This is a genomic window from Burkholderia sp. KL41 (assembly GCF_057005415.2).
In genome coordinates, this window is sequence record NZ_CM189268.1 from 900,744 (window position 1) to 913,518 (window position 12,775).

11 protein-coding genes are annotated in these 12,775 nt (G+C 63.1%); 6 read left to right on the plus strand and 5 right to left on the minus strand.

Going from position 1 to position 12,775, the window contains the following annotated elements:
- Positions 1–17: 17 nt before the first annotated feature.
- From PQB87_RS38105 to PQB87_RS38125, 5 genes are all read right to left on the minus strand, one after another.
- A complete protein-coding gene (locus PQB87_RS38105; RefSeq protein ID WP_367651033.1) occupies positions 18–767 on the minus strand; it encodes an SDR family NAD(P)-dependent oxidoreductase in 750 nt (249 codons plus the stop codon).
- A gap of 201 nt (positions 768–968) precedes the next feature.
- Positions 969–1,370, minus strand: coding sequence for a nuclear transport factor 2 family protein (locus tag PQB87_RS38110; RefSeq protein WP_111941843.1), 402 nt, complete (start codon positions 1,368–1,370; stop codon positions 969–971).
- A gap of 98 nt (positions 1,371–1,468) precedes the next feature.
- Entirely contained in the window at positions 1,469–1,879 is a 411-nt protein-coding gene (locus PQB87_RS38115; protein ID WP_153491046.1) for a DUF427 domain-containing protein, read from the minus strand.
- A 65-nt stretch (positions 1,880–1,944) separates the two neighbouring features.
- Positions 1,945–3,144, minus strand: a complete 1,200-nt coding sequence (locus PQB87_RS38120; RefSeq protein WP_489244528.1) for an MFS transporter — start codon at positions 3,142–3,144, stop codon at positions 1,945–1,947.
- A 62-nt stretch (positions 3,145–3,206) separates the two neighbouring features.
- Positions 3,207–3,953, minus strand: a complete 747-nt coding sequence (locus PQB87_RS38125) for an SDR family NAD(P)-dependent oxidoreductase (protein ID WP_489244530.1) — start codon at positions 3,951–3,953, stop codon at positions 3,207–3,209.
- A 149-nt stretch (positions 3,954–4,102) separates the two neighbouring features.
- Between PQB87_RS38125 and PQB87_RS38130 the strand changes: the two genes are divergently transcribed.
- From PQB87_RS38130 to PQB87_RS38155, 6 genes are all read left to right on the plus strand, one after another.
- Entirely contained in the window at positions 4,103–4,984 is an 882-nt protein-coding gene (locus PQB87_RS38130; RefSeq protein WP_111941851.1) for a LysR family transcriptional regulator, read from the plus strand.
- Positions 4,985–5,339: 355 nt separating this feature from the next.
- Positions 5,340–8,213 (plus strand): ATP-binding protein, encoded by a 2,874-nt coding sequence (locus tag PQB87_RS38135; protein ID WP_489244531.1) that lies wholly within the window; start codon positions 5,340–5,342, stop codon positions 8,211–8,213.
- A gap of 402 nt (positions 8,214–8,615) precedes the next feature.
- Positions 8,616–9,452: an alpha/beta fold hydrolase gene (locus PQB87_RS38140; protein WP_153491051.1), complete on the plus strand. Its 837-nt coding sequence runs from the start codon at positions 8,616–8,618 to the stop codon at positions 9,450–9,452.
- Between the two features lie 56 nt (positions 9,453–9,508).
- A complete protein-coding gene (locus PQB87_RS38145) occupies positions 9,509–10,855 on the plus strand; it encodes an LLM class flavin-dependent oxidoreductase (protein ID WP_111941857.1) in 1,347 nt (448 codons plus the stop codon).
- 27 nt (positions 10,856–10,882) lie between these two features.
- Positions 10,883–11,872: a zinc-dependent alcohol dehydrogenase family protein gene (locus tag PQB87_RS38150; protein WP_301862139.1), complete on the plus strand. Its 990-nt coding sequence runs from the start codon at positions 10,883–10,885 to the stop codon at positions 11,870–11,872.
- A 123-nt stretch (positions 11,873–11,995) separates the two neighbouring features.
- A complete protein-coding gene (locus tag PQB87_RS38155) occupies positions 11,996–12,742 on the plus strand; it encodes an SDR family NAD(P)-dependent oxidoreductase (protein ID WP_111941955.1) in 747 nt (248 codons plus the stop codon).
- The last annotated feature ends 33 nt before the right edge of the window (positions 12,743–12,775 follow it).

Here is a 12,775-nt window from a genome sequence, read left to right on the forward strand (position 1 = left end):
GGTCGTCTGCCGGTGCGTCAGAGCTTCGAGCCGCCGTCGACACGCAGCGTGTCGCCGGTTACCCAGCGCGCTGCGTCGGAAGCGAGGAACAGCGCCGCGCTTGCGATGTCGTCGGGTTGCGCCACGCGCTTGAGCGCCTGCAGGCCGAGTGTGAACTCGCGTCCGGCGTCGGTTCTGGCGAAATTCGACATATCGGTCTCGACGACACCCGGCGCGATGGCATTCACGCGGATACCGCGCTCGCCGAGCAGCGCGGCGAAGTGCGTGACCAGCGTGTCGATCGCGCCCTTGGTCGCGGCGTATGCGGACAGGTTGCCCACCGCGCTGCGGGCAGCAAGCGAGGACAGCAGGACCACGCTGCTGCCTTCGCCCAGGACAGGCAGCAGTTGCTGGACGAGGAAGTACGGTGCGCGTACGTTGACGGCGAACAGGCGGTCGAAATCCTCGACCGTCGTTTCTTCGATGGGCGCGTTCTTCGAGATCCCGGCATTCGCAACGAGAATGTCGAGGCGGTCGCCGACCAGCGTGCGCACCTGGCGGGCCAGTTCGTGGGGGCCGTTACCGGTGCTCAGGTCGGCCGCGACCTTGTCGGCCAGGCCGCCCGCTGCACGGATCGTCGCGACCACGGCGTTCGCAGCCTGCTCGTCGCTGCCGAAATGCACCAGCACTCGCGCGCCTGCTGTGGCCAGGGCCAGGGCGGTTGCACGGCCGATGCCGCGTGAAGCGCCCGTGACGAGGGCGGTCTTGCCATCAAGATTAGCACTCACAATTAATTCTCCTTGGATTACGCGATGGAAATACGGATGTGGCGATCAACGGCTCAGGACAGGAATCTGGAAACGCGGATCTCGTGGAGCGGTGCCCGTTGATGAGTAATGTATGCCCTGCCCGCCGTCAGGAAAAAGACTTTGTAGGCACGCGGCCATGCCTTGCAGGTATGAGCCTCGCATGCCGGTCACCTACGCGAATCAGGACGGAAAACGTTCGCCGAACATCGGCAGGCCGCTGACGGACTGCGTCGCGCGGGCCTCGTCCTGGAGCACGTCCCAATGTTCTGCCAGCTTGCCGTTCTCGAAACGCACGATGTCGGCGGCAATCCAGGCATCGGGCCTGCCATTACCGGAAAACCGGCCATGCGCGATCACGTAATCGCCTTCTGCCACCACGAGCTGATTCTCGTAGCGCAACGTGTCGGGCAAGGTGCGGATCAGGTCAAACAGGCCTTCACGTCCGGGCGCAATGTGCGCGCTGTGCTGGATATAGTTGTCGGACCAGAAGCGCTCGGCTGCGGCGTAGTCGCGCCGGTTGAAAAGCGTATTGAAGGCCTCGAGGAGTAGCGCCTTGTTTTGTGCGGGGGTGGTCGTGGTCATGTCGTTCTCCAGTGGCTATCGGAGCACTTCGAATACGCTGCTCCACAGAATTCAGGCTGTCGTGCTGCCGTTGACGCGCAGGCGTGCAGGAAACGGAATTAACCGGAAATCGCGTCGACGGGCAGTTCCTCGATCGCGTCGATCCGGTCGGGGTAGAAAGCCAGATGCTCGCGGATCGATGCGACGGCCGCGTAAGGCTGCTCATACGTCCAGACAGCATTGACGCCTCGTTCGCCGGCGGAAGGGATCGAGAAATACGCACAGTCGCCCTTGTACGGGCAATAAGTGGCGTGGTCGGTGCGCTCAAGCAGCGTCATGTCGACGTCTTCGCGCGGGATGTAGATCACGGCCGGGTAGCGTGCCTCGCGCAGCGTCAGCGCCTCGCGGGTATCGGCGACCACCTTGCCGCCGGCCTTGACGACAACTCTCGACGGATGGCGTTCAATGGTGATCGGATGGTCGGGGCCCGGAATCTTGACGGGTTTGTCGTGTGAATGCGTGGTGGACATGATCAACTCCTGGTGGAAACGCGAAGGGCAGCGGGCCGCGTGGAAAACAGCCCGCCGGATTGCATTCAGGTGGTCGCGGGTTCGTCGACGCTGCGAGGATGCCCGCCGGTCAGCGAGAGCGTCAGGATCGAGACCATCGCGAGTCCCACGCCGAAGTACATTGCGTTGAAGAGACCCAGGCCGTCGACGATCCGGCCGCCGACGAACGAACCCAGTGCAATCGAGATCTGGAAGTTGGCGACGAACAGCGCCATGCCGCCTTCGCGCACTTCGCGGGTTGCCTGGGCCATCCACATCTGCAGCGCGACCGGCAGCGCACCGTACGCGGTCCCCCATGCGGCCAGCGCGACCAGTACCCACGGCCGGCTGGTGCCGAGTACCGGCAGCATGGCGAGCGGCACTGCGATGAACAGGATGCTTGCGATCAAGGTCGCCTTGACGTTGCGTTGCGCGGTGGAGCCACCGATGAAATTGCCGACCAGGCCGATGAATGTGTAGCCGAGCAGCAGCGACGAGATGACAGTGCCGCCAAAGCCGGACACTTTCGCGAGGAACGGGGTGATATAGGTATAGGTCGCGAACTGTCCGCACAGGACGAGTGTCATCGCGATCAGTCCGATGCGGGCCGCTCGGGTACCGAAGATGCGGAGCAGATCGCGTGCGGCGACCCGATGGGTGACGTGCAGCGACGGCAACGAAACCCACTGGGCGACCAGCGCCGCAACGGACAGCGCGAGCGCCGCGGCAAATGCGGTTCGCCAACCCGCCAGCTCCCCGATCAGCGCCCAGGCCGGGCCGCCGATCAACATGCCGAGCGATACGCCCGCAAAGATCAGCGACGTTGCCCGGCCGACATGCGCCTCCTCGACGAGTCGGCCGCCGAGGCCCACGCTGATCGCCCAGAATCCGCCGATGCCGACACCGAACAGCGCGCGCGCCACGACGAGAGTCGCGAAATTGGGCGCGAGCATGGCCGTGAGATTCGAGATCACGAGCAGCAGGCCCAGGCCCAGCAGCACGCGCCGACGGTCGAAGCGCCCCACCGCTACGGTCAGAAGCGGCGCGGCGATGGCAGCCAGCAGTCCGGGCGCCGTGATCATGATGCCGGCGGACCCTTCACTGACGCGCAGTCCCTGGCTGATATAGCGCAGTAGCCCGACGGGCAGGAATTCAGTTGTGCAGAACACGGTCGCACTGAGTGCGACCGAAAGAACCGCGAGCCAGCTTCGCGTCCGCGGGGGATCGATCGAGGTGATTTGCGTCATGATGTGTTCCTGTGCGTGAACCGTGTTGGGTTGCCGAATTGACAGCATTGCGGTCGACGCGCCTACAGCTTCGAGCCGCCGTCGACATGCAGCGTCGCGCCTGTTGTCCATCTGGCCTGGTCAGAGGCGAGAAAAGCAATGGCGGCGGCGATGTCGCCCGGTTCGGCCAGGCGCTTGATGGCCTGCAGGCCGAGCGTCATGCGGCGACCCTCATCGGTGCGGGTGAAGCTCGACATGTCGGTTTTCACCACACCGGGCGCGACCGCGTTCACGCGGATGCCGCGCGGTCCAAGGTCAGCTGCCAGATGGCGTACGAGCGTATCGACGGCGCCTTTCGTCGCGGAGTAGGCCGACAGCTCACCGATGGCGACGTGTGCCGCGAGCGAGGAAAGCAGCGTGACGCTGCTGCCCTTGCACATGATCGGCAGCAATTGCTGAATGAGAAAATACGGCGCGCGCACGTTGACTGCGAACAGGTCATCGAAATCCTCCACGGCCGTTTCTTCGAGCGTGGCTACCTTCGCGATGGCTGCGTTGGCAACGAGGATGTCGAGCCGTTCGCCGACAATTGCCCGGACATGGCGCGCAAGACGGTGCGGCCCATCGGATTCGGCCAGATCGGCCTGCAGGCATCGGGCACGGCTGCCCGCCGCAGTGATTTCCGCGACGACGGCCTTGGCCTCGGACGCACTGCGGCCATAGTGAACGATGATCTGAGCGCCAGCCTGAGCGAGCGCAAGTGCAGTGGCGCGCCCGATGCCACGGGAAGCGCCGGTGACGAGCGCGGTCTTTCCTGTCAGGGTGTTCATGATCGTCCTTCCAGCAGAGAACTGACGTTGAGGCGAAAGGGGTTTCGTCCGGCTGATGTGATCGAACGATAGCCAGCACTTGTCCGCGCGAAAAAGACTTTGTAAGCTGACCCCCATACCTGTCAGGCATGACTCAAAGGAGCGCGTGTATGGAACTGCGTCATCTTCGTTATTTTGTCGCGGTGGCTGAAGAGGGCAGCCTGACCGTCGCGGCGGAACGTCGGCTATACACGTCCCAGCCATCCCTGAGCCGGCAGATCCGGGACCTGGAGTACGAAGTGGGTGCGCAACTGTTTGTGCGCAGCCCGCGCGGCATCGAGCTGACCGATGCCGGCAAGGCATTTCTGGACCATGCACGCCTGGCCCTTGCGCAGGTCGATGCCGCGTGCGAGGCGGCACGGCGGGCGGCGCGGCCGTCGAAACCGACGTTTGCGGTGGGCTTCCTGAGCGGGCAGGAAGTGACCTGGCTCGGCGAAGCGACTCGTGTGCTCGCGAGCGATCTGCAGAACATAGAAATGACCGTGTCGAGCGAGCACTCCCCTGATCTCGCGGAGGGATTGTCGACCGGACGGCTGGACGTCGCCTTCATGCGCGCCGAGGCCAACCGACCCGACCTCGAGTATGTGACGGTCGCACGCGAGCCTTTCGTCGTACTGATGCCGAGCGATCATCGCCTCGCGGCCCTCGATGAGATCGACGTGCACGAACTGGCGAGTGAACTATTCATCAGCGGCTCAGACGTAGCCGGCCCCATGCGCGGCGCGATCGACAACTACCTGGCGACAAACGATCTCGCCATCGAGCCGGCGCATCGCGTCCACAACCTGACGATGGCGATGTCGCTGATCGCCTCGACAAGAGGCGTTGCACTGCTGCCCGCCTATGCCGAGAAGCTCTTACCCTGGTCGGTGACAAGCCGACCACTCAAGGGCGAACCGCCGAAGATCGAGCTGGTGGTCGGCTATAACCGGAACAACCGCTCGCCGATCCTGTCGACGTTTCTGTCGCGCCTCGACCAGATCAAGCAATAAGTTGGGCGACGCCGTAGGCAATACGTAAGAGAACGACAACCTGCACGGGATGCAGTCCTGCGCGTGCTGAAACGTCCTGAAGGAAGCTGATTCTCGCCGGTGCTCGCGGCTCTCCGGGCCCCCGATAATTCCGGCGACACTCGTGAAACCAGCCCCTACTCTCCTGCTGACTGGCATGCTGGCGGCAAGCAAGCCAAGGTTCACGTCAGACCAATAAGCCGAGTCCAATGTGCCCCGCCGTTCCGTCACGCCCCGGCGGTACAATCCGATGCACGCTCGAACCGCGCACCCTCTTTCCTGGTATTGAATAGCAGACAAGCCCCCGCTGTTTTCGCCTCGTCACGAGGAGGTCCGAATGGACGCGTGCATGCTGCATCACGGTGACTTCGCTTTCGGAGAAACGGTCGTCGCGCCGCGACGCCGCGAGGTACTGCATCGCGGAATCAGAGTCGACATAGGAGATCGGGCGTTCGACCTGCTTCTTCTGCTCGCGGAATCGCACGGCTCCGTTCTGAGCAAGCAGCAGATCGTCGCGAGGGTGTGGAATGACCGGGTCGTCGAATACAACGCCGTCGAAGCTCAGGTCTGCGCACTTCGCCGCGCGCTCGGTGTCGATCGGGCAGCAATACGTACCGTGTCGGGCCGCGGATATCAGTTCGTCGCAGAACTGTTCCCTCAAGCCAAGGATTCGGATGAGCCCATTGCCGCATCCATGAACGGGGCGGCTCCTTCAAGCCGTCGGCTGTCTGCCGAGGTCTGCCCTCTCATCGGTCAGGAAGTTGCGATACGCGAGATTTGCCGCGGTTTGCAGACGCATCGCCTGATTACCCTGCTGGGTACCGGCGGTGTGGGAAAAACACGGTTGGCGCGCGAGGCCGCGCGCCTGTCGGCGCCCGATTTTTCGGATGGCGCGTTCGTGGCTGAACTCGCGGCCGCCACGGCGACGGATCATATTCCCACTACGATAGCCGTCGCGCTCGGATTTCCCCCGTGCGACGGCACGTCTTCGCTCGAGCGGCTCGCGCCGAGCCTGGTGTCGCGGCATTTGCTGCTCGTTCTGGACAACTGCGAGCACCTGATCGACGGGGCGGCAAGGATTGCCGAACAGTTCCTTCGCATCGCCCCTCGGGCGGTCGTGCTTGCCACGAGCCGCGAACCGCTGCGCGTGGCCGGCGAACTCGCCTATCGTGTCCCGTCGCTCGAGGTACCGCCGGACGACAATTGCGATGACGCACTCGACTACAGCGCCGTGCGTCTCTTCGAAGCGCGGGTCGGACCGCATGCCGGACTCAGTCCGGATTCACGGGCTGCATTGAGGCTGAAGTCGCAAATTTGCCGCCGGCTCGATGGAATTCCGCTTGCGCTGGAACTGGCCGCGGCCTGTGTTCCGTCGCTTGGACTTCAGGGCGTGGCCGACCGGCTCGGGAATCGGTTTCAGATCCTCACGCACGGCTCGCGCACCGTGCTCCCGAGGCAGCAGACACTACGTGCCGCGCTCGACTGGAGCTACGACCTGCTGTCCGACGAACAGCGATCTGTGCTGAATCGGCTGAGCCTGTTCGCAGGGACGTTCACGCTGGCGTCCGCGCAGGAAATGGCGAGTTGCGATGCACTTCCGCCCGACGCAGTCGTAACGGCCTTGATGCAGCTCGTCGACAAATCGCTTGTTTCGATGGCCTCGGGTAGCGGCATTGTCCGATATCGGCTGCTCGAATCGACTCGCGCGTACGCGCGCGACGCGCTGCGCGCGAGCGGCGCGATGCGTGAATGGTCGAGGCGGCACGCGAGCTACTTCCTCGAGATTTTCCGGACCGCCGCGCGGCAGGCAGAGGTGCACGCTGACGTCGACTGGAGAAACGCCTACGTGCCGCACCTTGACGACCTTCGCGCGGCGATGCAGTGGTGCTTCAGTGTTGAAGGAGACATGGAGCTCGCCGTCGAACTCACGGTCGCCGGCATTCCGTTTCTGATGCATCTTGCGCTGCTTCAGGAATGCCTCGAGACCGTGGACAAGGCACTGGAGTGGCTATCGCGCGAGGGCGGCCCGGTCGACGAGCGGCATATGAAGCTTCATGCTGCACGAGGGATGTGTCTGCTTTGCCATACCGTCGCAACCAGCACCAGCGATGCCTTCGAATCGGTCGTCGACATCGCGGCTCGGGTCGGTAACCTGGACTACCAACTGCTGGGCATGTGGGGGCGCTGGATGTGCCACTACCTGAACGGTGAATACGCGCGAGCCATCCCGCTCGCTCACCGCTTTAACGAGCTCGCGTCGACGTCGTCACGCAAATGCGATCATCTGGCCGCCCTTCGGCTGAGCGGCATGTCGCGTCTTTTCGCCGGCGATCTTCCTGGCGCGCTTGCAGACCTGCAACGTGCAGCGAACGATACCGAGCCGCTCCCGCGCGCACAGCGGATGCGCTTCTTGTACGACGAGAAGATGCTGTCCCACGCATCGCTTGCGCTCACGCTGTGGTTCATGGGAGAGACGGAGCTGGCACGGCAGGCTGCACAACAGTCGCTCGACGATGCCCGAGAATTCGACCATCCGGTCTCGATCTGCTATGCACTGAGCGAGGCCGTTTGCACGCTTGCCTTGTTGCGCGGCGACGATGCCGCGCTCGATGCGGCCGTCGCGTCTCTCGCTGCCGAAACGCGGCGTCACAGTATTTCGACGTGGTGCGCCCGGGCGCAAATGTGGCAAGGGCTGCTCGATCTGCGCGCGGGCGACACGACCGTGTTCGCCCGGACGATTTCCCCGGCCATGACGAGTATCGGTTCGAAACGCTTCTATGTATCGCTGTCGCCCTACGTGACGGCGCTGGCCGAGGCGCTATGCCGGCGAGGCATGATTTCCGAGGCGGCGGAGATCATCGACGCGTCGGTCGCCCGCGCGACGCGAACCGACGACAAGTGCGCTCTGCCGGAGCTATGGCGAGCGAAGGCGGAGGTGCTGGTCGCGAGCAACGGCGACGAAGCGATACCGGCGGCCGAATCGATTCTGGCCGAAGCCCTTCAGATGGCTCGGACATACGGATTCCTGGCGTGGCAGGCGCGTTGCTCGATGAGCCTTGCCCGGCTCGGACACATGAAAGGCGACGCGAAAGCCGCGCTCGATGCCATCTTTCCCGTGACGCATCAATCAGCGGATGCGAGTGACATTGGGGCAGGTCCGACGCTTGCCGGCCGTGAGGTGAATCGCAGAGGCCGGCCGCGCAGGTACTGAGCGCGCGGCATCGGTCACGTCACACGGTTGCCTGCGCGACCATGCTGCGTTTCCGTGACGATCGCCTTCCAGTCGGAAGGAGATTCAGTGTGCCGTCGCGCCGTGGAGGCGGTGGTCGCTACTCGACCCGTTTCCGCCGTTGGGGCGCACTCAAGTCCCAGTCACCTGGATCCACTCGGCACCGCCGAAACCGAGACGTAAGACGCTGCGCGCACTTTCAAATCAAGGCATGCGGCGCGTTAGCGTGAACGAGCAGTCATGCCTTCCCACGCTTACCGACTTCGGAGCCATGCTTCCCAGGCATGCGGGGGAGCCTCGAAAGTCTTTTTCCGCTGCGAGCTGAAACGCTACTCTGCCTTCACGAGTTAGAGCATTTCACACCAGCCCGCAGAGGATTGAACCATGAACAGCATCAATCACGATACAGCGCCGACCCAATTCGTCGAGGCCAACGGCATCCGCTTCGCCTACCGCCGGTTCGGCAAGCAGGGTGGCGTGCCGCTTGTCTTCAATCAGCACTACACCGGCACCTTGGACCACTGGGACCCGGCAGTAACCGATGGTCTTGCAAAGGACCGGGAAGTGATCCTTTTCAATAATGCCGGCGTCTCCAGCTCATCGGGCGAGACCCCGACGAGTTTCCAGGAGATGGGCGCCAATGCGATTGCCTTCATTCGCGCGCTGGGCCTGACCCAGGTCGACGTGCTTGGCATCTCGATTGGTGGTTTTGTGGCGCAGGAGATCGCGCTGCAGGGCGGCGACCTTGTCCGCAAGATCATCCTCGTCGGCACCGGGCATCGTTCGCAGGACATGTCGGAAAGCCGCTCCGCGGAAATCTTCGCCGGGAGCTATGACCCGCCCGAACATCTGTGGCTTGCCGTCCATTTTGGGCCTTCCGAAGCCAGCCAGAAGGCCGGCCTTGCCTTCCTCGAGCGCAAGCTGCGTCGTCAGGATCGCGATCCGCAGGTGAGCGCGCAAACCATTGCCGCCCAGGGCGAGGCGATCGGCAAGTGGCATGTGCCGAACGATAGCGCGCTGGAGTATCTGAAGTCGATCCGGCAGCCCGTGCTGGTCGTCCAGGGCAGCAACGACGTCATCATTCCGACGAAGCATTCGTTCACGCTCCAGCAACATCTGCCGAACGCGCAGCTGATCGTCTATCCGGACGCCAATCACGGGTCGATCTATCAGTATCCGGAGACGTTCGTCGCCAACGCGACGACCTTCCTCGACGCCTGACACCCGCCGCTGGCTCGTCAATCGGGCCAGCGACACCTGACGCGACGGAGCGACAGATGGCTAAACCTCGCCAACTCCATCTCGGTGCCTTCATGCGGCCGGCGGCCATTCACACGGGCGCGTGGCGCTATCCGGGCGCCGACCCGCATGCGAATTTCAGCCTCGAACAAATGCGGCGCTCGATCCGGCGACTGGAACAGGCGAAGTTCGATGCCTTCTTCATGGCCGACCACCTGGCGTTATTGAACATGCCGATCGCGGCGCTCATGAGGAGCCACACGGTGACGTCATTCGAGCCTTTCACGCTGCTCTCGGCGCTGTCGGCGGTTACCGAGCGGATCGGGCTGATCGCAACAGCCTCGACAACCTTCGATGCGCCCTATCACATTGCCAGGCGGTTCGCGTCGCTGGACCACATCAGCGGTGGTCGGGCCGGCTGGAACGTGGTGACGACGGCGAACCCCGACGCGGCCCTCAACTTCGGCCACGAATCGCAGCTGGATCATGACGATCGTTATGAGCTTGCGCGCGAGTTCGTCGAAGTGGTCACCGGCCTCTGGGACAGCTTCGCCGACGACGCCTTCGTCAGGGACGCAGAAAGCGGAGTCTTCGTCGATCCCGCACGAATTCATGCGATCAGTCACAAAGGTCCGTCACTGAAAGTGCGCGGCCCGCTCAACATCGCACGGCCTCCGCAGGGCTGGCCCGTGATTGTCCAGGCCGGTGCTTCGCCGGCAGGCCGGCAGCTCGCGGCGGAAACCGCTGAAGTCATTTTCGGCGCTCCGCCGACGATAGAGGCCGCACGCAGCTTCAATGCCGATGTGCGTTCGCGCATGGCTGCGATCGGCCGCACACCCGACACGCTGCGTTACCTGCCCGGCGCTTTCGTTGTCGTGGCTGACAGCATGAATGAGGCGCTCGAGCGCCGTGCAACGCTCGATAGTCTCGTCCACTACGACAGTGGTATCGGGTCTCTGAACTCGATGCTTGGATTCGACGTTTCCGACCATGATCCCGACGGACCACTGCCGGAGATCCCGGAGACCGAAGCCGGTCGCTCCCAGCGCGAGCGCATGGTCAATCTCGCCCGGGAGAAAGGTCTGACGATCCGGGAGCTCGCGCGGGCCGCCGGCAGTTATTCGGGCTTCGCTTTCGTCGGCACCGCAACATCGATCGCCGACGAGATGCAGGAGTGGCTGGAGACCGAGGCCTCCGATGGCTTCAACGTCATGTTCCCCTGGATTCCGGGCGGCCTCGACGAGGTGGTCGACAAGCTCGTCCCGGAGCTCCAGCGGCGCGGTTTGTTCCGACGCGAATATGAAGGGCGCACATTGCGCGAGCATCTCGGCCTTCCACGGCCATCCAACCGTTTTTTTCAGCACGAGCCCGGCGCGGTCGTCTGATTTCATTCTCCGATAAAGGAATTCTCCATGGCACGCATCGTCACCTTTGCCGAATACGGCGCACCCGATGTTCTGAAGATCGAGGAAGTCGCATTGCCGGAGCCGGGACAGGATGAGATCCGCATCGCCGTCAAGGCGATCGGATTGAACCGTGCGGAATCGATGTGGCGCACGGGCGTTTATGTTGAACCGGTCAATCTTCCCGGCCGGCTGGGCTATGAGTCCGCAGGCGTCGTAGAGGCCGTGGGAGAAAACGTCAGGCACCTCGCGGTGGGCGATGAAGTTTCCACCATGCCGGCCTTCTCGATGAACGATTACGGCCTGTATGGCGATCATGTGCTGGCTCCGGCAAGCGCGGCGGTGAAGAAACCATCGTCGATCTCGTTCGAAGAAGCGGTTTCAATCTGGAATCCGTTCATCACGCCGTGGGGAGCGTTCATCGAAAGCGGCATCGTGACGGACAAGGATACCGTGATCATCACTGCCGGTTCGAGCAGCGTGGGCATCGGTGCAATCCAGGTTGCGAAGCTTGCAGGCGCGAAGGTCATCGCAACGACGCGCACCAGGGAAAAGGTCGCGCAAATCGAAATGGCGGGCGCCGACCATGTCATCGTCACCGACGACGAGGATCTGGTGGTCGAGGTCGAGCGGATAACCCAGGGCGCCGGTGCAACCGTCGCGTTCGATCCGGTCGGCGGCCCCACTTTCCCCAAGCTTGTCGACGCCCTGGCGCCGGGCGGCACGGTGATGATCTATGGCGCGTTGAGCGACGAAGTGACACCGCTTCCGATGCTCCGGACGCTCGCAAAGGAGATCGTGATCCGAGGCTATAACCTGTTCTCGATTACGACCACCCCGGCCCGTCAGGCCAAGGTTGCCCGATTCGTTTATGAAAATCTCGAAGCGGGCAAGCTGAAGGCAATTATTTCGAAGTACTTCCGGTTCGAGCAAATCGTCGAAGCGCATCGCGAACTGGAGAAGAACCTGCATATCGGCAGGATCGTAGTCACGCTGTAATTTGCGGCAGTCGTCTGTCACGACCTCCCGCGCAACGAAGTTTCAACTCGCACTTCCAGCGTTTGAAAAGCATGCGGGCGATCCATGTGCCCGCGACTCACCCTCTACTTAATGGACAGAATCATGGCACGTACTCTTCAAGGAAAGATTGCTCTTGTGACCGGCGGCTCACGCGGCATCGGCGCCGCAACCGCCATCCAGCTCGCTGCGGAAGGCGCCACCGTCGCGCTAAGTTATTCCAGCAGCGAGACCGCAGCCAGAGAGGTCATTGCAACGATCGAAGCGTCCGGTGGCAAGGCTATTGCCCTGAAGGCCGACCAGGCGGACGCAGCAGCGGTCAAGGCATTGATTGCGGAAGTTGTCGAACGATTCGGCCGGATCGACATTCTGGTCAATAACGCCGCCGTTTTCGTGACGGGCACGGTGGCCGAGACCACGGATACATCGGGCTTTGAGCAACAACAGAAGATCAACTACGAAGCCGTGGTGACCGCTATTCGAGAAGCCTCGCGGGTGATGGAGAGCGGCGGCAGGATCATCTCGATTTCGTCGGCTCTCGCCTGGCGATCAACCTGGCCCGGCCTTGCCGACTACAGCGCAACGAAGCGCGCGATCGAGGGCTACAGCAAAGGCGCCGCGCGGGATCTGGGCCCGAAGGGCATTACCGTCAACGTTATCGGCACCGGTTCGACGAATACCGAGATGAACCCTGATAACAGCCCCTTTGCCGAGGCGCAGGCAGCCGCCACCGCGCTCGGACGCTTCGGTCGGCCTGAAGAGATCGCCTCCGTGGTCGCTTTCGTCGCCAGCCCTGCGGCGAGCTTCATTACCGGCGCGATTATTCCCGTCGACGGTGGTTATAGCGCGTAACGCAATACGAGCCACGTGACGCAATCTTTGCCG